This window comes from Leisingera sp. JC11 (assembly GCF_040704725.1).
Classification (GTDB): Bacteria; Pseudomonadota; Alphaproteobacteria; order Rhodobacterales; family Rhodobacteraceae; genus Leisingera.
On record NZ_JBFCVS010000001.1, the window covers coordinates 185,235 to 204,393 of the forward strand.

Here is a 19,159-nt window from a genome sequence, read left to right on the forward strand (position 1 = left end):
CTGCGTCACGCCCCCTGCCCGGCTTTTGCAAAGGCCATCAGGCGGTTGTCAGGCAGTTCGATTTCCATCTGGCAGCCGGCCTCCAGATCCAGGCGCCGCACCGCGTTGATGGAGAAGTCGGCAATCAGTTCCTTGCCGCCGAAACGGTCATTAGTCAGGCGGCAGCGCCAGAAGGAGCCGAGGAATTCCATTTCCGCCAACTGGACGTCGATGCAGTTGCGGTTGCCGCTGCTTTCCAGGTAGCCGGCCTCATGCGGGATCACGTCCTCGGGCCTGATGGCGGCAATGACCGGGGTGCCGTCGGTAAATTCATGCGGCAGGCAGGCAAAGGTCTTTTCCCCCACTGCCAGACGGCCGCCCTTGGCAACGGAAGAGCTGATCTGGTTCATCTCTCCGATGAAGTCGGCCACGAACAGGTTGGCGGGCTCGCGGTAGATTTCGGTCGGGGAGCCGACTTGCTCAATCACGCCGTGGTTCATCACCACGATGCGGTCGGCCATGGCCAGCGCCTCCTCCTGGTCATGGGTCACCATGATGGTGGTGACGCCCAGCTTGCGCTGCAGCTCCTTGATCTCGTGGCGTAGGTGGACCCGCACCTTGGCGTCCAGGGCCGACAGCGGCTCATCCAGTAACAGAAGGCCAGGGTTGGTGGCGATGGCGCGCGCCAGGGCAATCCGCTGCTGCTGGCCGCCGGACAGCTGCGCCGGGTATTTGCGGCCCTGATCGGGCAGCCCGACCAGTTCCAGCAGTTCTGCGACGCGCGCATTGATTTCCTGCTTACTGCGGCCCGCATTTTCCAGGCCGAAGGCGATGTTCTTTTCTATCGTGAGGTTCGGGAACAGCGCGTAGGACTGAAACACAATGCCGAAGTCGCGCTCTGACGGCGGCAGGTTGGAGACATCCTGGCTGCCCTGGGTCACCGTGCCCTTGGTTTGCAGGTCCAAGCCCGCAATCGCGCGCAGCAGAGTGGTCTTGCCGCAGCCCGAGGGCCCGAGGAAGCAGATGAATTCGCCTTCCTTCACGTCCAGGGAAATATCCTTCAGCGCGATGAAGCTGCCAAAGGCTTTCCAGAGGTCGCGGATGGTCAGGTAGGTTTCTGTGGGCGGGGTCATTTGAAGCACGTCGTCGGTCCTTGCATATGCCGGCGCCGTGCCCTGGCTGTTGTCAGCAGGCGGCATGGCTCTGGGCATGGGGCAATGTGATACAGGAAGGCAAAAGGGCGAAGGGCTGCCCCTCCGCCCCTGCAGGCTTATTTCGCTTCCGACTTGCCGTCGTAGCGGGCCTGCCATTCCTTCAGGATGGCGGCGCGGTTGTTGGCGGCGAACTCAAAGTCGTTGTCGATCATCGCGTCCAGCAGGCCTTCGGGGAAATGCTCCACCGGCTTGGCAACCCCTGGATAGGCCACGACTGCATAGCCAGTGTTGTACATCTCGTTGGCTTCCTTGGTCACGGTGAAATCAACAAGCGTCTGCGCGGCCTCAAGGTTTGCCGTGCCGGCCACGATGGCAGTTGCCTCCATGTCCCAGCCGACGCCTTCGGACGGCACGATGATCTCCAGCGGCGCGCCCGCGGCTTTGGACTTGGCGCCGCGGAAAGCAAAGGAAATGCCGATCGGGATTTCCCCGGCGGCGGCCAGCTTGCAGGGCTTGGAGCCGGAATGGGTGTAGCGCGCGATGTTTTCATGCAGCGCATCCATGAACTTCCAGCCCTCCTCCTCGCCGAACATCTGCAGCCAGCTGGAGACATCTAGGAAGCCGGTGCCGGAGGAGTTCGGGTTCGGCATGATCACATGGCCTGCATACTGGGGGTCGGTCAGGTCCTTCCAGGTCGAAGGCGGCGTCAGGCCCAGTTTCTCTGCTTCAACCGTGTTGTAGCAGACCGACGCCACCCAGGCGTCCATGCCGACCCAGCTGGGCGGGCTGTCGCCATCGACGAATTTCGGATCCAGCTGGTCAACACCAGCGGGAGCATAAGATTCGAGCATCCCTTCCGACTTCAGCAGCAGCAGCGAAGTTGCCGCCAGCCCCCAGACCACATCCGCCTGCGGATTGTCGCGTTCCGCCAGCAGCTTGGCAGTGATGATCCCTGTCGAGTCCCGCACCCAGTTGATCTTGATGTCCGGGTGGCTCTGATTGAAAGTTTCTGCGTAGCGCGCAAGGTCTTCGGCCTCAACGGCCGTGTAGACGGTCAGCTCCGTTTCAGCCAATGCCGCGCTGGCAGCTGTCATGGAAAAGGCCAGGGCAGTTAAAAATGACGCTTTCAGTTTCATGGATTTCCTCTGTTGGTTGATTGTGTTTGTTAGTCACCCTCTGACGGGGCTTTTTTGGTCTTACGCTTTCCTATGACTGGCAGTTTGACAGGTTTGCCCATCAACAAAAATTGATAATACCCATCACATCATAGGTCAGGCCTATACACTTGCCTGCTGCGGAATGTCTGAACTGGCCGATCAAGAGGTTCCGAAGTCAATGCTGGCGTCACGCATCGTCCGGCCAGACCTTGAAGCACTTTCGATCTTAAGTTTCAAAAGCATTGCCACAACCACATGTGTGATTTTGTGCACTTTACGCATCGCATGAGGGAAAGTGTTGTACATTTTGAGTCATGTCAACAAAAACCCACAATCTCGCTGCAAGTTCAAAGATAGCTTACGCTTGAGCCGAAGTCGGATTGAGGTTTCTGGACGGGTGATCAAAAGGAACTTCGCCTCAAGAAACTGGCAAATGAACGAACAGGCACGCCGTCCGGTCACGAGTGCTGCGAACTTAGAAGTTTAAGGGGGGGGGCCTAGGCAACGAACCTGGCGGCAACCCACTTGCTTCAGCTGGCAAATGCTATGCGTGATTGTCTCCGTGCGGTAATTGCAAACCGCCCCGAGCCAATACAAAAACCGGAAAAAGCGGCCACGGAAGCAGTGCTGGAGTCTGGCTCATCCCTCAACGCCTGGAGCCATTCGGAGTGCGTAACACGCAAAATGTAATTTGAGCTACTGATCTTGCCGTGTGCGGCTGATCGACCCCGTCCGGCGTTCAGAAAAGCAGCGCCTCTCCGGTTGACGGCGCGGAAACGGCCCCCCAGTAGTCGGCGGGAAGGAACCAGTCGAAGCTGTCAAACGCTGAAGCGATGCTGCCGCGGCCGGCAATGGCGTGAATGAACTCCACGCCGAATACGGTGACACCAAGGTCACTCAAAACACCATCCACATTGCCGGCCTCGAAGGCGGCATAGCTGGCATCATCCAGAACAAGATACAGTGTGTCGTTTCCCTTCCCGCCGCGGAAGATGTCGTTTGACGGCCCGCCGCCGCCGATGAGCGCGTTTTCAGTGAAAACAAAGGTGTCGTCGCCCGACCCGCCGAACACCAGATCATCGCCGCGCCCGTCCGCGATCACGTCGTTGCCAGCCGCGCCGCGCAATAAATCTGCACCATCACCGCCGCTGATGATGTCGGTGTCCCGGCCGCCGTGCACGGTGTCATTGCCGCTGCCGCCGAAGAGAACATCGTCGCCCCGTGCGCCCTGCATGCTGTCATTGCCGCTGCCGCCGATCACAACGTCAGCACCGCCGCCAGCATTGATGGTGTCATCGCCGCCAAGCGCAAAGATGGCATCAGATGCCGCCCCTTCGCGCAGGAGCGTGGAGCCGCCATCCAACAGCGATGTCCTGCCGCCGCCCATTACGAATTCGGCGTAGGCGCCCCAGACCTGGTGCGGCGTTTCGGCCGGGTGGATGGAATCCCAGGCCAAAACCTGGTCGCTGTCGAACGCGCTTCCATCGATCAGATAATCCGCCCGGTCTGCGAGAAGGCCAAACCCCGCAGGATCCTCCGTTATCGCCTGTGACACCGCAAACAGGTCGACGGACCTGGCGTCGATCCCCTCGGCGCCGAGGGCTGCAATGCTTTCCGCGATCCTGCCGTTGAAAGTGTCGACCAAAAGATCTGCAAAGCCTGCCTGAACCGGGGAGAGTGTATCGAATTCCGGATAGAACCCGTCCGCAGGCTGGGTGGCGAGAAACACCGTGCCGACCCCGGCCGCAATGGCAGTACGGGCGGCGGAGACGATCTGCGCGATCAGCCCCTCGATGACCGGCGTTGCAAGGGCCAGGAAATCGGCCTGGGTCGTGATCTGCTGTTCCTGAACGGTTCCCAGCAGGTCAATGAAGTCATTTCCCCCTATGAAAAAGAACGCAGCCGAATCCGCCGGAACACCGCCCGCGGAATCCTCGGCAAAATCTGCGACCTGGGCTTCGAGGTCAATCAGGTCTTCCAGAAGGCCGTCGCCCAAGGCTGTCGCCGTTGCCACCGCATAGTTCACAACCTCAAACCCGCCGAGGGCGGCGGCGTAGCTGGCATGTGTCAGCGCGTTGGTTACTGCACCTTCCGGGCCAACCTCGGAAAAACTGTCTATGATGGTCTGCCGGGCGACAACTTTGGCTTCGGCCCTCAGACGGTCCAGGTCGCTTGACGATGGGAAACCGCCGAAACCCGCGATCAGATCCAGCAGGATGAATGGCTCTATGACCGACGCCAGAAGGTCCACTGCATTGCCTTCGTCGGTCAGGCTGTCGCCAAAATAGTAAACCCGCGAGAATGGTGTCATCATTGCCCCCTCCGGGCACCTCAGCACCCGAATATCTGGATCGAAAGAAGACGAGGCGCAGCACTTTCAACCCAGTGCCCTGCAGCATGTTCAGCGTGCGCGCCACTGCTGAATATGGAGCCCTTCAGCAGCAAGGCAAGGACTGCCGGCCGCTCAGGCTGCTAGGGCAACGGCTGGCTCTGAAAATCGGGGTAATCGACACCAAGGCGGCCTGTCTCGAACCGGTTCAGGTACTTGTGCCACACCCGTCCCGGCCACAGCAGTTCAACCGACTGGTCGCACGGGTGATAGGCCGCCGTGTAGAGCGTGCCGAACCCCCGGTCGAAGGCCAGGGAGTAGAGCGGCGGCTTGAGAAAGGCGCTGGTGAATTTGTCCTTGGTTTCCGGGTGCAGTGTCAACCGTTGCAGCAGGAACCGTTCCCGCTCCACCGAGGCCGTGAGCCGGGCGTGGCTGGTCCATTCGACGCGCTCCTGATGGTTGGTGGCCACCGCCGCCCGGGTGATGACCGTGGGCCGGTCCGGCGCAAGGTAAGCGGTGAAGAAATTCCGCGCGCGGTCCAGCACCGTCACGTTATAGCTCATATGGCAGGGCACACGGCGCAGCACGTCTTCCGCCTCCTCCAGTGCGGAGCAGGTCTGCAGAATATACCTGAGGATCAGAGGCACACCAAAGCCGTCGCCCATCGCACGGCGCCCGCCGAAAGTGAGCGACACCGTGAGCCCGGCATCATTCATTCCGTCCAGCAGGCCGAACAGCCCGTCGGTGCTGCCCATCACCTGCCGCCCGCCCCAGCCGGATTTCAGGAACACCGCGTCAAAGGCCGAAGGGTTGTAGTCATAGTTGCGCACCAGCAGCGGCTCCTTGCCCTGCCAGATGGCCTGGCTGCACCCGGCCAGATAGCGCGGCGGGCAGTAGAAGCTCAGGAACCGGGATTCCATATCCCCGCCGCCGGCCGCGGCGCACAACTGGTCATAAATACCCAATATCTCAGGCATATACGCATTCAGCGCCCGGCGGCACTCCGCATAGGTCGGGCGGCCCGACAGCCCCTCTCCCGCCCACCAGTTCAGATAGGCGGCACGGTATTCGGAAAAGAGCCCGGACAATTGCTGCCCAGGCTCTGTTTCCTCGACGGCGCGGAAAGTCAGTTTCATGCAGCCTACATAATCTTGAACGCCGGATCCTCAAAGGCCTGTGCTGACGGCAGCGGCCGCGCGGAATAAGCGTTCTTGATGCCGTCGATCCAGCGTTTCGACTTCTCTGTCAGCTGGAACCCCTTGGTCATCGACCGGCCGCGGGTGACAAGAATGCCCAGATCAGCGCCTTCGTAACGGTAATCGCCCGCATTGGAAATGCGCAGGAAGAACGCCTCATCCTCGCTTTCCACCGCGCGGCGGTGGTAGTCGAAGCGGTCAAACACAACCTGGCCGTCCGGCAGCATCCTGTAGATGCCGGATTCCGGGGCTTTGGTCACGATGTCTACGGTATCCTCTGTGTGCTTGATCACCATCTGCGACCAGGAGTCGATCATGTCCGGGTCCGCCCAGCGCGCGTTCAACTCCCCGACATTCAGCTTGAACGGCTTTTTCGAGAACTCCAGCAAATGGAACAGGAACAGCGGCGCATCGGCATGGGCAAAGGCCGCGTGATTGGTCATCGAGGACGCCCCGGTGATCCGCGGGTTCAATTCGCCCAGCCAGATGTCGCCGGTCTTCTTGTCGATCAGGAAATCCAGCTCGAAATAGCCGCGGTAGCCTTCCTTGCGCAGCTGCTCACCGAACTTGAAGGTCAGCTCGCGCGCCTTCTCGCGGGTTTTCGGCGGAAAGGCAGTCGAGAAGATCTCGTTGCCGCACCAGCCGCCGCGGTAGGGGGTCAGTTCCTTGAAGCCGACAAGCTCTGTCATCAACGGGCCGACGATGGTGCCCTCGGATGTGCAGCAGGCCTCGATCGCGGAGCCGCGGCAGTCGATCCGCTTCATGATCTTGATTTCGCCCTGGCCGACGATCTCATGCTCGTGCTTGCGGAAGTCGGCCTCGGTCTTGATGAAGAACGTGGTGTGGCCTGAATCCCCGAAGGCGCTTTGCAGCACTAGGTCGTCCCCCAGGTCCGCCTTCTTGCAGACCTTCTTGAGGTGATCGTAGCTCTCGACTTTGGACAGCGTATTAGGCACCGAGGGCACGCCGGCCTTGTTGCCGACGCGCACGGTCTCGATCTTGTTGTCCATCTTGGTGCGCAGCTTCGCCTTGGGGAACCAGACCTCGCCGCCCAGTTCCTTGGCCAGCTTTTCGGTCTTCTCGTCGAACATCAAAAACACGAACTTGGGCTTGCCGCCGCGTGCCTTGACGTAGTCGATCACCTCCTTGTGCTGCAGAAGGTAGTTGTTGATGTCCTCGATGGATTGGAACTCATCATGCGGCAGTTCGGACGGAACCAGTACGTTGGGATGCCGCCCGTCAAAACAGTCCATGTAACATATGTACTTGAAATTCTTCACCCATTCGTCAAGCCCAAGAAGGTTGAAGTTCGTCGCTGAGACAAAATAGATCGGGTCCGAATTGGTGTGAAAATAGCGGCGGATCTCCGAAATGTTGTTCAGAACTTTCTTCGGCATGTATCGTCTCCCTGATATTTCAAATTGTTCTTCGGACTTTTATTTTTTGACGGACTTCAAGGCCTCCTTGGTGAACACCCGCAGCCCGAGGTCGGCGCGGTATCCATGGATTTCACTGACATCGAGCGCCCGCATGAACGACAGGATTTCCGGGCTGATGACCTGCCCCGGCACCAGGATCGGAAAACCGGGCGGATAGGGGATGATGAAACTGGATGACACCAGTTCCTCCCCCGCTTCCAGGCGTTCCATCAGGCTGTCATCAGTCGGGATATAGTCGCAATTGTCCTCGTTATAGGCGAGGAAGAAGGCGGTTCGGATATCCCCTTCCGGCGTGTCAGTGCCATGGCGGAAGGCATCGTGGAAGCGGCTGAAATCGGGCAGCGGCGGGACATGCTCCACCAGGGCTGACACCCGGTTTTCAAACGACCGCCGCTCCATCTTGGAGGCATCGTCCAGCAGATCATCCAGATCATTTGCGATCTCGACCAGCACCTCGATCAGATAGGCGACCGAGGACCGCGTGGTGCCGATATTGGTCATGAACAGAACGGTGTTGCGGGAGGTCTTGTTGATCTGGATCCCGTATTTGTCCATCAGGATCTTGGTCTTGAAGGTATCGCCGTCCCAACCGGTGCCGCCCACAGCCAGGGTGACACGGGTCGGGTCCAGCACGAACTCATCCTGGCTCCACATGTTCCAGGTGTCGGCCCAACCGTGATCCGGATCATAATAGGCCTCGACCCCGCTTTCGCGGAAGGCTTCGGGAATCATGTCGCCGGCGGTCAGCACCCGGAAGTATTTGTTGAGCAGCGGATTGTCGGAAACGGCGCGGCGGATCGACATCGCGGTTTCAATCTGTTTCTGGACGAATTCGAACCCTTCCAGCTCCACCTGCCTGCGGCCGACATCCAGTGAGGCAATGATCTGGTAATTCGGCGACGTCGAGGTATGGGTCATATAGGCCTCGTGAAAGGCCTGTTCGACCTCGCCCTTGAAGTCCTGGTCGTTGACGTGGATCATCGACCCCTGGCGCAGCGAAGTCAGCGTCTTGTGGGTGGACTGGGTGGCATACGCCCGCACCCGCGCATCCGGCGGCGGCACCAGCCGGGTGTTCAGCCAGGTCTCCTCATCCGCGTCCTTCAGCGCTTCCTGCTGCGCCTTCCAGGCTTCCGCCGTCTCTTCGCTGCGCAGCGTCTCCCTGAGCGTGTTGGCAACGCCCATGGCAGTGCGCTGGCGGTAAGTCGGGTCAAACCGCGCAAATCCGAACCAGGCCTCGTCCCACAGGAAGATCAGGTCCTTCTTGATTGCCAGGCATTCCTCCATCACCCGCCGGACATTGTAGACGATGCCGTCAAAGGTGCAGTTGGTCAGCAAGACCATTCTGACGCGGTCCAGCTTGCCTGCCGCCTTGAGCCGCAGGAGGGTGTGCTTGATTTCCCTGAGCGGCACCGCCCCGTACATCGAATGCTCATGCAGCGGATAGCTGTCCATATAGGCCACGCTGGCCCCCGCCAGCACCATCCCGTAGTGGTGCGACTTGTGGCAGTCGCGGTCCACCAGCACGATGTCGCCGGGCCGGACCACCGACTGCACCACGATCTTGTTGCAGGTCGAGGTGCCGTTGGTGGCAAAGAACGTGTGCTTGGCGCCGAATGCCCGCGCCGCCATGTCCTGGGCTTCCTTGATCGGGCCGCGCGGCTCCAGCAGGCTGTCGAGCCCGCCGGAAGTGGCGGATGTCTCAGCCAGGAAGATATTGGAGCCATAGAATGCCCCCATGTCCTGGATCCAATGCGAGCGGCTGATCGACTTGCCGCGGCTGATCGGCATGGCGTGGAACACGCCTGTGGGCTGTTTTGAATATTCCTTGAGCGCAGTGAAGAACGGCGATTTGTAGCGCCGGTCCACCCCGCGCAGGATGTTGAGGTGGAGTTCCTGGAAATCCTCCTGATTGTAAAACACCCGGCGGCAGCGCCCCAGGTCCAGCCCGGCGATATCCTCAGCCGAGCGATCCGTGACAAGATAGGCATCCAGTTCCGGACGGATCTTTTCGATCAGACGGCAGGTCTCCGGGCCGTATTCATGCGGCTCGATCGCGTCGACATGCTCCTCTTCGCTGACGCGGGTCAAATACTGGCTGAGGATGGGCAGGTCGATCCGGGACTTCAGCGACAGCCCCGGGCGGACCACCACGGCCTGCACGTTGTAATTGAACAGGATGCCGATCAGCGCATCCTCCAGCGAGGGCACAATCACCGGCTCATAGATGAACGGGTCTTCGACCCGGCGCATCCGCAAGAGGTTCTGCCGCAGGAAGCGTTCCTGGGATTCTGAAACGTCATCAACAATCAATACTTCAAAGTAAGGTCGGCCCAGCGCCCGCGCCTCGGGCGCAAGGGAGGCTTCGTCCTCGTAATCCTCGTTGTCGATTTCATCGGAGGACAACGGGATCGACCGGCGGCGGTAGGCGCCGGAGGTCAGCGCGCGGGCGATCCGCCGGACAGACACCGACAGATCGTCGGCATTGCCGTTCTGCAAAAGCCTGCGCAGGTGCTCGAACGCATGTATCCCCGGAAAGGCCCAGTATCTTTCGACGGGGGCCAGAACCTCCAGCAGATGTTCCGCGGTGGCCATCAGCTTCTGGCTCTGTCGCCCTTCCCGGCGATGCCGTGCAAGGCCTTCGGCGGCCTCCCGCAACGCGCTCCACCTGTCGGCGCGAAGCTGCGTTGCGCTGTAGTAATCCCTGATCGACGGCAACTTCTTCTTCCGCGAGTGCAAGTTCAAAACCTGCCTCCTTTCTGTCGCGTCAGGACCGGTGCCGCCGTCCAGTCCGGTTAATCTGATCCCGTTTTCCCTTCAAAAACGGAGAAATGATGCGGCGGATAAAGAGTCTGTTCCAAATTCTCCAGCGAGCTTCTGGGATCGGCGGTTTGCAATCCGCGCGGCGACCCCTGCCCCGGCGTTTCCAGCGGCCCCAGTGTCTTGAGGTAGGCATCCGCGCCGCTGTTGCGGTCGTAAACAGTGAACTCGGCCTCGCGGTCGCGGAAGCTTTTCAGCACCTGGCCCAGCCCCTTGAGGCCGGTTTCACGCTGCCGCCGGACCTGGTCCAGGTCGATCTCGATCGGGAACATGTCCTCTTGGCCCGCGGACTGGTGCAGCACTGTGGCCGAGGGATCGACGACCAGCGACCGGCCGACGCCGCCCGCGCCCAGCCCGTTGACGTCGAAAACATAGCACTGGAACTGCGCCGCCGTCGCACGGGCAATCGCAATCTCTGCATCGCGGTCGGTGGTGCCGGTCAGCACCGGATGCAGCAGCACCTCGACGCCCTGGCTGGTCAGCTGTCGGGTGGTTTCCGGGAACCAGATGTCATAGCAGATCGACAGGCCGAAACGGCCCACCCCCGGCACGTCGAACACGCAAAACTCGGTGCCCGCCGAAATTCCTGCCTCATACGGCCGGAACGGGAACATCTTGGAGTATTTGGCGACGATCTCGCCTTGCGGGTTGATCACCACGGAGGTGTTCAGGATCCGCCCGTCCTCTGTCTTTTCGAACATGGATCCGGGGATCAGCCAGATGCCAAACCTGCGGGCGTCCTCCTGGAACTGCTGAATAGCATCGTTTGGGAACGGCTGCGCGAAGCGGTCCAGCGGGCCGTAGGGAGCCAATTCGGAAAACAGCACCATCTGCGTCCAGGGGAAACGGGCCATCAGTATTTCAATCCGGTGGCGCATTGCTTCAACATTCGAGTGCAAAGCGCCAACGTGCATTTGAACACCAGCAATTGCGAAAGGTGTCATAGGGGGAGAAACTCCAAGTTTTTAGTTCAAACCAGTTTATGAGCGGTTCGCGGCCTTGGCTAGAGCGTATCCACAATCCTGACGCCCCTTGCAGCTTTCCGGGCAGGAGAACCTCGGGTAAGGCAATTGCTTCAGCCCTGGAACAATCCATTTCGCATTGCAGGTCCGGGGCTGACGGACATGGCTTCAAGCACAGCCCGCCCGCGGCGGCGGCCTCCCATCAGTACCGCGCAATAGCCTAACGGTTCAGGCTCTTCAGCCGCCGGTCCTGTGATCAGCTGCTGTCCGATGGCGACCAGGGCTGCGCGCATGGGGGGGACAGCGCCATCAGGTCAACTGCCCGGGCGGCGACTTGGGCGGCGGCTTCGTCCAGGGTTTCATGCGCCAGGTAGAAAGCCGGAACCGGCGGCATCACGATGGCTCCCATTTCGGTCACGGCTGCCATATTCCGAAGGTGCGCCAGTGTCAGCGGTGTTTCGCGGGCCAGCAGGACCAGACGCCTGCGCTCCTTCAGCTGCACACCCGCTGCACGCGTCAGAAGGTTGTCGTCAAACCCATGTGCGATGGCAGCCAAGGAACGCATGGAACACGGTGCTACAATCATCCCCGACACCGGCACCGAGCCAGAGGCGATGGCGGCTCCGATGTCGTGCACAGGATGGCAGCGCGCCGCCATGCTTCTCAGGGTTTCCACGGCATCCGGCCCGCATTCCTGGGCCAAGGTCCGCTCCGCAGCGGCGCTGGTGACCAAATCGATTTCGGCCCCCAGCCGCAGCAGATACCGTGCGGCCGCCAGGCTGAGAACGGCCCCGGAGGCGCCCGAGACCCCCAGCACAACCCGATGTTTGCTCATGCCGTCAGCTCCGGCATCAGCCGGGACACAATATCCGCTGCAAAGGCCTGATCTTTTGCATCCGCCTGCATAACCTGCCCCCATTCGCGGGCCGTCTCGCTGCCGATTTTCGTTGTGGCGTCGATGCCGATCTTGCCTGCCAGCCCCGGCTGGGGCGAGGCGAAATCCAGGTAATCCATCGGGGTATTCTCCAGCATCATGACATCGCGGGACGGGTCCATGCGGGTGGCCAGCACCCAGGCGATGTCATCCCAGTTCCGCGGGTCAACATCGGCGTCCACAGCGATCATCATCTTGGTATAGCTGAACTGCGGCAGCATCCCCCACAACGCCATCATCACCCGGCGCGCCTGTCCGGGGTAGCGTTTGTCGATACTTACAATGGCGATGCGGTAGGAACAGGCGGCAGGCGGCAGCCACAGGTCGCGGATCTCCGGGATCTGCGCCCGCACTGTCGGCAGGGCAAGCCGGTTGAAGACCTCGCCGATGATGGCGGGCTCATCCGGCGGCCGGCCGGTATAGGTAGACAAGTATAGAGGGTTCTCGCGACGGGTCACCGCGCTCACCTGCATGACGGGAAAGGGCTCTGCCTGGTTGTAATAGCCCGTATGGTCGCCAAAGGGGCCTTCGGGTGCGGTATCTGATGCCGATACCCACCCCTCCAGCACGATCTCGGCGTCGGCGGGCACCATCAGCGGGATGGTTTTGCAGGGCACCAGACGCGGGCGTGCGCCGCTGAGGGCACCGGCAAAGGTCAGCTCCGACACGATCTCGGGCAAGGGCAGTGCAGCAGACAGCAGCGTGGCGGGGTCCGCTCCCAGAACCACGGCCACCGGCATCGGCTCCCCCTGCCCGGCCCAGCTGCGGTGATGCGCAGCGCCGCCGCGGTGCGGCAGCCAGCGCATGATCAGCCGCGAGCGGTCCAGAACCTGGGTCCGGTAGACCCCCGCATTGTAGCTGTTGACTTCTTCCGGCGCGCTGCCATGCGGGCGGGTGATCACAACGGGCCAGGTGATCAGCGGCCCGGCGTCACCGGGCCAATGGGTCTGCACCGGCAGTGTCTCCAGGCTGGCATCCGGCCCCTCGCGGGTGATGGCCTGAACCGGCGCGGTTTTCACCCGCTTCGGACGGGTGGCCAGCGCCGCCTTGAGCATGGGCCAGCGGGACAAGGCATCGCGCAGGCCGTCCGGCGGCGCCGGTGATCTGAGCGCCGCCAGAAAACTACCCAGATCATCCAGGCCGTCCTGTGCGACCCCAAGCCCGGCCGCCACGCGCTCAGCAGTCCCGAACAGGTTCACCACGACCGGGATGCCCGAGACCTGGCCACCGTCCAGACCCGGGCGGTCGAATTGCATCACCGGACCGTCGGCTTCCAGCACGGTGCGGTGCACCGCCGTCATCTGATGGCGCACGGAAACCGGATCGGAAATCCTCTGAAACTGCCCTTTAGACGCACACCAATCCAGGAAATGGCGGAGGCTGGGATATGGCGGAAGAGTACGAATGGGACCGCTCCAGTGCTGATTTCCGCCGATCCCTAGCAAAGTTTCCGGCCGCGAATTTGTCCGCCGTCAAACTCCGGCCGCGTGCGGGGCCATACACCCGCTGCAGATGAAGCCACCGGCGGGAAAGGATTAATTTTTGCCACACGCCCAGCCACAGATCCCAATTTGCCCGGCGGCCCTTGCGCGGTTGCTGCGTGTCGTGCCCCTTGTTCCCGTATCGCTTTCTCTCACGGCCTGTTCCCGGCGGATTGCCAAGCGTCACCCGGGCCTGTTCCGCCGCCTGGGCGAGCACGGCCGCAAGCGGTTTGTCCTGGATCCTGCCGATCTGCCCATTGTTCTTTGCCTTGAACCCAATGGCGGCCAGCCGAAGGTCCGCGCCCTGCGTGGCAGTGGTGACGGCGACGCCCGGATTTCCGGCCCCCTTGCTGCGCTCTTAGGGCTGGTCCATGGGGCCTATGACGGGGATGCGCTGTTCTTCTCCCGGGACCTGGTGATCGAAGGCGAAACTGCCGCGGCGCTGGCGCTGCGCAACGCGGTGGACGATGCCGAACTGGATCTGTCGCAGGAGATCGCCGCGATGTCCGGGCCGTTCGCCCGCTTTCTGTTACGGGCCGTAGCCTTCGCCGAGCAACGCACGGGTGTTTCGCTCGCCCGGCCGGAGGAGGAAGCGGCATGGTGATGGAAATCGTCTGCCCCGCAGGAACTCCCGCGGCCCTGCGTGCCGCCGTCAAGGCCGGGGCGCACACGGTCTATTGCGGCTTCAACGACGAGACCAACGCCCGCAATTTCCCGGGCCTCAACTTTGACCGCGCGGAAATGCGCGAAGGGGTGGGTTTTGCCCACGGTCACTGCGCCAAGGTGCTGGTGGCGATCAACACCTTCCCCCGCGCAGGCGATCAGTCGCTCTGGCACCGCGCCATTGACGACGCCGCGCAGTCCGGTGCGGATGCCGTGATCCTGGCGGACCCCGGCTTGCTGAACTACGCGGCGCGCAGCCACCCCGGCCTGCGCCTGCACCTTTCGGTCCAGGCCGCGGCCGCCAATGCCGACATCATCAATTTCTATGCCGGCACATTCGGTGTGAAACGGGTGGTGCTGCCGCGGGTTCTGTCGGTGCCGGAAATCGCGGCCATCAATGCAGAAACGGAAGTGGAAACCGAAGTCTTCGTCTTTGGCGGACTGTGCGTCATGGCCGAGGGGCGCTGTTCGCTCTCGTCCTATGCAACGGGGCTGTCGCCCAACATGAACGGCGTCTGCTCACCGGCCAGCCATGTGGATTACCGGGACGACGACGGCGCGCTGGATGCAAAGCTGGGCGGGTTTACCATCCACCGCGTGGCCAAGGACGAGCCCGCGCCCTACCCGACCCTGTGCAAAGGGTGTTTCTCCGCCGGCAGCCAGACCGGCCACCTGTTCGAAGACCCTGTCAGCCTCAATGCGGAGCAGCTAATCCCGCAGCTGCAAAAGGCCGGTGTCACCGCGCTTAAAATCGAGGGGCGTCAACGCTCGAAGTCCTACGTGGCGCAGGTCGTGCGCAACTTCCGCGCTGCGGTTGATGCGCTGGAAGCAGGCAAGCCGCTGCCGCACGGCATGCTGGCGCGGCTGTCGGAAGGTCAGGCGATGACCACAGGCGCCTACAAGAAAACCTGGAGATAACGGAATGGAACTGACCGTCGGGCCGAACCAATTCTTCTGGCCGGCCGAAAGCTGGAGCGCGTTTTACGGCGCTTTGACCGAGGCCCCTGTTGACCGCGTTGTTCTGGGGGAACTGGTTTGCTCCAAACGCCTGCCCTTCTACCAGGACCGCATCCCCGAGGCGCTGGCCTTGCTGGCGGAAGCGGGCAAGGAAGCGGTGCTGACAAGCCTTGCCCTTGTCACGCTCAAACGCGAGCGCAAGCTGACGGCGGACCTTGCGGCGATGGGGGTGACGGTTGAAATCAACGACCTGACAGCGCTGGCGCATCTGCCCGAGGGCATGGGCTTTCACGTCGGGCCAATGGTCAATGTCTATAACGAGGGCACGTTGGCCTGGCTGGCATCGCTGGGGGCGACGCGTGTCTGCCTGCCGCCGGAGCTGCCGCTGGCGTCGGTCGAGACACTCACACGCGCAGGCAAGGAGCTGGGTGTTGCTATCGAGGTCTGGGGCCACGGGCGTCTGCCGCTGGCGATCTCGGGGCGCTGCTATCATGCCCGGCTGCACAAGCGGACCAAGGACAACTGCCAGTTCGCCTGTGAGGATGACCCGGACGGGCTGGAGGTGCGGACGCTGGAGGATCAGCCCTTCATGGCGATGAACGGGGTTCAGACCCTGTCGCACAGCTATGCCTGCGCCGACTACCAGATTGAGGCACTGGCAGAAGCCGGGGTATCCGCCCTGCGCCTGTCGCCGCAATCCCAGGGTTTCATCCGGCTGTGCCAGGTTTACCGCGACCGGGTGAATGGCGCTCTGCCCCCCGGTTCCATTGCCGCGGATGTGCAGGAGACGTTCCCGCAAACCCGCCTGAGCGACGGGTTTCTGACCGGGCCAAGCGGCGTGTCCTGGTCCGCGGATCCAGCAACGCCGTGATCCGCCGCCAGGACTTCAGCGCCTTCTGGGATGCCCCGTACAGGCCGCTGTTCCTCTTGGCGTTTCTTAGCGCCCTGTTGACTGTCGCCTGGTGGCCGCTGGGCGTCCGCCTGGGGATGCCGGACCCGGGCTTGGAACCCGCAGTTTTGTGGCACGTGCACGAGTTGCTTTTCGGCTTTGCGCCGGCTGCCATCGGCGGTTACCTGCTGACGGCGATGCCGGGCTGGACAGCGCGCCCGCCGCTCTGCGGCGCAGGCCTGAAGGCACTGGTTACGATCTGGCTGCTGGCCCGCGCCGCTACTGCGATGTCCGCGGCGCTGCCGCTGGCGGTTCCTTTGCTGCTGAACATCGCGTATTTTCTTGGCCTTGCCGGGTATCTGCTGCACGAGCTGATTGCGGCACGGGCCTGCCGCAAACTGGGATTCGCCGCGGCCGTCTTTGCCCTGGGTTTGGGAGAAGCCGTTTTCCTGGCAAATGCCGCGACAGGAGATGTTTGGGCCTGCCTGGCCATTGCACAGACGATCTTGAGCGGCCTCACCCTGCTTCTGTTCAGCGTCGGTGCGCGGGCCGTGCCTGCATTCACCCGCAACTGGTTGGCACAGAAGGGCCAGCGGGGTCTCAAAGTCAGAGAGCGCCCGCGGATACGCGGAGCGGCACAGGGGGTGCTGGCCCTGGCGCTGGCGTTGAAACTGGCCGGGGCTGCCCATGCCGCGGATGCCGTTCTTGTTGCGGCTGCCGTTCTGATTGTCTGGTCCATGCTGGGCTGGAAAACTGCGGCGGTCCTCTCCAACCCTCTGCTGGCCGCGCTGCACCTCGCCTTTCTATGGCTGCCTGTTGGCGCATTGATGATCGGCGTCGCGGGGCTGGGCCTTTGGGACTATCCGGTCTCCTCGGCCCTTCATGCCATCACGATTGGTGCCATGTCCGGGCTGATCATGGCCATCGCGGGGCGGGCCGGCGCCCATTGCAGCGACGGGATCATGCGTGCCCGGCCCGCCTTGACCACCGGGGTGCTTTTGAACGGGGCGACGGCCTGGGTCCGTCTGGCGGTGCCGCTCTTTCCGGCAATTTCGGAAGAATTGACTTCGGCGGCGGCCCTGCTCTGGTCCGCTGGCTGGCTCGTCTTCATCACCGGCTTCCTGCCGGCACTCACCGGCTCGCCTCCCCGCCCGGTTCTGAGCGGACGGCGCGTGTATCCTCCTGAAGCACAGCCCCCGGCAGTGCAGAAAAGTTGACCGAAGGCCTCCCGCCCTATCAGCGGCGACAGCACAGAAGCGATCACGCACTGCAAAAAAGCCCCGGCGGCAAGCGCCGGGGCAGGCTGGCCCAGAGGGGCCATCAGGGGAGGTGTTATTTCTTCAAGTTGGTCCAGATCTGGTCATAGACCGCCTGTGTCTGCTGATCGCAGACCTCAATGAACACGCCGTCACCCGCATTGGCATGGGGGTTCTTTTCCGGCTGTGCGGCCAGCGCCGGGTCCAGAAATTCCGCAACCCCGGTCACACCGGCGTTGTACTGCGCGTAGTTAGTAACCGCGGCGATATTTTCCGGTTCCAGCAGGAAGTCCATGAACTTCAGCGCGTTGCCGCGGTTGGGCGCGTCCTTCAGCAGCACCACATTGTCCATCCAGGCGACATAACCCTGGGTCGGATAGGCATATTCCACATTGGCGCCTTCCTCGCGGGCCTTGGCGGCAAAGCCGTCATAGATCTGCCCCACCGCAGCATCGCCCGACACCAGCACCTCCTTGGCGGTGTCGGAATTGAAGGATGCCCAGTGCTGCTTGGCGTCCTGCAGCATGGCGTTCAGCGCCTTCAGCTGCTCGCGGTCGGTGGAGCACTGCGGGATACCCAGGTGCAGCGAGGCCATCGCCATCACTTCGCCCTGGCTGTCCAGCATGTTGATCTTGCCCGACAGTTCCGAAGGGGGGGCAAACAGGATGTCGGTGGTCTGGATGTCGCCGCTGTAGGCGTCACGGTTCACAGCAAAAGAGGTAGAGCCCCACTGATAAGGGATCGAGGACACCCGGCCCGGGTCAAAACTGGGGTCGGACCATTCCGGAGCGATGTTGCCTTTGTTTGCCAGCTCACCGTCTGCAATGGTGTCCAGCAGGCCCTCGCCCGCCATGATGCTGACCATGTAATCGCCGGGCACTGCCAGGTCATAGGTGCCCATGCCGCCGGCCTTCAGCGTCGCCAGCATGGACTCATTGGAATCGTAGGTGTCCATGGTCACTTCGATGCCGGTCTCAGCCGTGAACTTGTCCAGGACCTCCTGCGGCATGTATTCGAACCAATGGTAGAGGACCAGTTTGCCCTCGGCGGCGGCGGCATTGGCAGCGACACTCAGAGCAAGTGCGGCGGCGCTGGATTTCAGCAGGTTTTTCATGTGTTTCCCTCCAGGTTGGATCATTTTGTGCTGTCGGATTTGCTGACGAAGTAGCTGATGGTGACCATCACGATCGAGACGCTCAGCAGCATGGTCGAGATCGCCATGATGTTGGGTTTGATGCCCTGCTTGACCGAACCGAAGATCGCGGTGGGCAGGGTCTCGACGCCCGCGCCCTTGACGAAGTTGGTGATGATGAAGTCGTCAAGCGAGACGATGAAGGCCAGGAGAAAGCCGGAGATGATGCCCGGCGCCATCAGCGGCATCAGGATCTTGGTGAAGGCCTGCCGTCGGGTGGCGTAAAGGTCCATCGCCGCCTGCTCGAAACTGTCCTCGATCCCCTGCATCCGGGCCGAGATCGGCAGATAGGCGAAGGGGATGCAGAAGGCGATATGGGCGACCAGGATGGTCAGGTAGCCGCGGGTGAAGCCGATGGCATTGAAGAAGATCAGCGTGGCCACCGCGGTCACGATCTCCGGCACCATCAGCGGCAGGCTGATCAGGCCAAAGGACACGGTGCGCATCTTGAACTGGCCGCCGCGCACCATGGCAGTGGCTGCCAAGGTAGCAATCATCGTGCTGGCGGTCGCCGCCATGATGGCGATGGTGAAGCTGTTGAAGGCTGCGGTCTTGAACTTGGCGCTTTCCGGCCCGGTGAAGACATCGGCGTACCAGCGGAACGAGAGCCCTTCCCAGTTGGTGATCGAAGCGGAGGCGTTGAAGCTGTAGATGGTGACGATCACCAGAGGAGCGTACAGCACCACCAGGCACAACAGGGTGACCGAGCGGAAGCCTTTGTAGGCTTTGATATTTTCATTCACATGCGCCATGG

15 protein-coding genes are annotated in these 19,159 nt (G+C 62.0%); 4 read left to right on the top strand and 11 right to left on the bottom strand.

Annotation, left to right across the window (positions count from 1 at the left end; genetic code table 11):
• Positions 1-5 precede the first annotated feature (5 nt).
• The 9 genes from AB1A62_RS00905 to AB1A62_RS00945 all read right to left on the bottom strand — a co-directional run bounded on the left by AB1A62_RS00905 (position 6) and on the right by AB1A62_RS00945 (position 13,373).
• Positions 6-1,112, bottom strand: coding sequence for a putative 2-aminoethylphosphonate ABC transporter ATP-binding protein (locus AB1A62_RS00905; protein ID WP_366659249.1), 1,107 nt, complete (start codon positions 1,110-1,112; stop codon positions 6-8).
• Between the two features lie 137 nt (positions 1,113-1,249).
• Positions 1,250-2,269, bottom strand: coding sequence for a putative 2-aminoethylphosphonate ABC transporter substrate-binding protein (locus AB1A62_RS00910; RefSeq protein ID WP_366659251.1), 1,020 nt, complete (start codon positions 2,267-2,269; stop codon positions 1,250-1,252).
• A gap of 760 nt (positions 2,270-3,029) precedes the next feature.
• On the bottom strand, positions 3,030-4,604 hold the full coding sequence (locus tag AB1A62_RS00915) for an SGNH/GDSL hydrolase family protein (RefSeq protein WP_366659252.1): 1,575 nt from the start codon (positions 4,602-4,604) through the stop codon (positions 3,030-3,032).
• Positions 4,605-4,762: 158 nt separating this feature from the next.
• Entirely contained in the window at positions 4,763-5,755 is a 993-nt protein-coding gene (locus tag AB1A62_RS00920) for a C45 family peptidase (protein ID WP_366659254.1), read from the bottom strand.
• A gap of 5 nt (positions 5,756-5,760) precedes the next feature.
• On the bottom strand, positions 5,761-7,212 hold the full coding sequence (locus tag AB1A62_RS00925) for a biotin carboxylase (RefSeq protein WP_366659256.1): 1,452 nt from the start codon (positions 7,210-7,212) through the stop codon (positions 5,761-5,763).
• A 39-nt stretch (positions 7,213-7,251) separates the two neighbouring features.
• Positions 7,252-9,969 carry an ornithine decarboxylase gene (locus tag AB1A62_RS00930; RefSeq protein ID WP_366659257.1) on the bottom strand — a complete coding sequence of 906 codons (2,718 nt, stop codon included), beginning with the start codon at positions 9,967-9,969 and terminating at the stop codon, positions 7,252-7,254.
• 77 nt (positions 9,970-10,046) lie between these two features.
• On the bottom strand, positions 10,047-11,015 hold the full coding sequence (locus tag AB1A62_RS00935) for a carbon-nitrogen hydrolase family protein (RefSeq protein ID WP_366659259.1): 969 nt from the start codon (positions 11,013-11,015) through the stop codon (positions 10,047-10,049).
• A 274-nt stretch (positions 11,016-11,289) separates the two neighbouring features.
• Positions 11,290-11,868 carry a UbiX family flavin prenyltransferase gene (locus AB1A62_RS00940; RefSeq protein WP_366659260.1) on the bottom strand — a complete coding sequence of 193 codons (579 nt, stop codon included), beginning with the start codon at positions 11,866-11,868 and terminating at the stop codon, positions 11,290-11,292.
• Positions 11,865-13,373, bottom strand: a complete 1,509-nt coding sequence (locus AB1A62_RS00945; RefSeq protein ID WP_366659465.1) for a UbiD family decarboxylase — start codon at positions 13,371-13,373, stop codon at positions 11,865-11,867. The genes AB1A62_RS00940 and AB1A62_RS00945 overlap by 4 nt, the downstream gene beginning before the upstream one ends.
• Positions 13,374-13,572: 199 nt before the next feature.
• Here AB1A62_RS00945 and AB1A62_RS00950 point away from each other — a divergent pair, with 199 nt between their 5' ends.
• The 4 genes from AB1A62_RS00950 to AB1A62_RS00965 are packed head-to-tail and all read left to right on the top strand — an operon-like array spanning position 13,573 to position 17,174.
• Positions 13,573-14,052 (top strand): SCP2 sterol-binding domain-containing protein, encoded by a 480-nt coding sequence (locus tag AB1A62_RS00950; protein ID WP_366659261.1) that lies wholly within the window; start codon positions 13,573-13,575, stop codon positions 14,050-14,052.
• Entirely contained in the window at positions 14,052-15,029 is a 978-nt protein-coding gene (locus AB1A62_RS00955; RefSeq protein WP_366659466.1) for a peptidase U32 family protein, read from the top strand. Before AB1A62_RS00950 ends, AB1A62_RS00955 begins: the two co-directional genes overlap by 1 nt.
• A gap of 4 nt (positions 15,030-15,033) precedes the next feature.
• Positions 15,034-15,939 (top strand): U32 family peptidase, encoded by a 906-nt coding sequence (locus AB1A62_RS00960; RefSeq protein ID WP_366659262.1) that lies wholly within the window; start codon positions 15,034-15,036, stop codon positions 15,937-15,939.
• Positions 15,936-17,174 carry an NnrS family protein gene (locus AB1A62_RS00965; protein WP_366659263.1) on the top strand — a complete coding sequence of 413 codons (1,239 nt, stop codon included), beginning with the start codon at positions 15,936-15,938 and terminating at the stop codon, positions 17,172-17,174. The genes AB1A62_RS00960 and AB1A62_RS00965 overlap by 4 nt, the downstream gene beginning before the upstream one ends.
• 115 nt (positions 17,175-17,289) lie before the next feature.
• On the opposite strand, the gene AB1A62_RS00970 is transcribed toward AB1A62_RS00965, so the two are convergent.
• Positions 17,290-18,327: an extracellular solute-binding protein gene (locus AB1A62_RS00970; RefSeq protein ID WP_366659265.1), complete on the bottom strand. Its 1,038-nt coding sequence runs from the start codon at positions 18,325-18,327 to the stop codon at positions 17,290-17,292.
• A 20-nt stretch (positions 18,328-18,347) separates the two neighbouring features.
• A complete protein-coding gene (locus tag AB1A62_RS00975; RefSeq protein ID WP_366659267.1) occupies positions 18,348-19,157 on the bottom strand; it encodes an ABC transporter permease in 810 nt (269 codons plus the stop codon).
• Between the last annotated feature and the right edge of the window lie 2 nt (positions 19,158-19,159).